At 69.1% G+C, this 236-nt stretch carries 1 protein-coding gene; it reads right to left on the bottom strand.

Annotated elements, in window-relative coordinates; translation table 11 throughout:
• Positions 1 to 236: hypothetical protein (locus KVT14_RS21380; protein WP_217617386.1), on the bottom strand; the 236-nt coding region annotated here is incomplete at both ends.

The raw sequence follows: 236 nt of genomic DNA, 5'->3' as shown, positions 1-236 counted from the left end.
TGGATGATCACCTCCTCCCACACCGGGCCGCGGAACCGGTCGGCGAGGTAGTGCACCTCGACCATCACGACGAACCCGAGCCCGTCGAGCGTGCTCGACCCGGCGTAGAGCATGTTGCGCAGCACCTCGGACGTCATCACGACCACCGGCGCCTCGCCGTTCTGGGTGGTGTCGCCGGTCAGCAGGCGGACCTGGTCCGCCCCGTACCGGCGGGCCAGGTCGGGGTACTTCTGGTT

It is taken from the genome of Cellulomonas sp. GbtcB1 (genome assembly GCF_019091725.1).
In the GTDB taxonomy this organism is placed as follows: Bacteria; Actinomycetota; Actinomycetes; order Actinomycetales; family Cellulomonadaceae; genus Cellulomonas.
The sequence above is the reverse complement of the archived record's forward strand: the minus strand, read 5'-3'. Positions and strand labels throughout refer to the sequence as shown.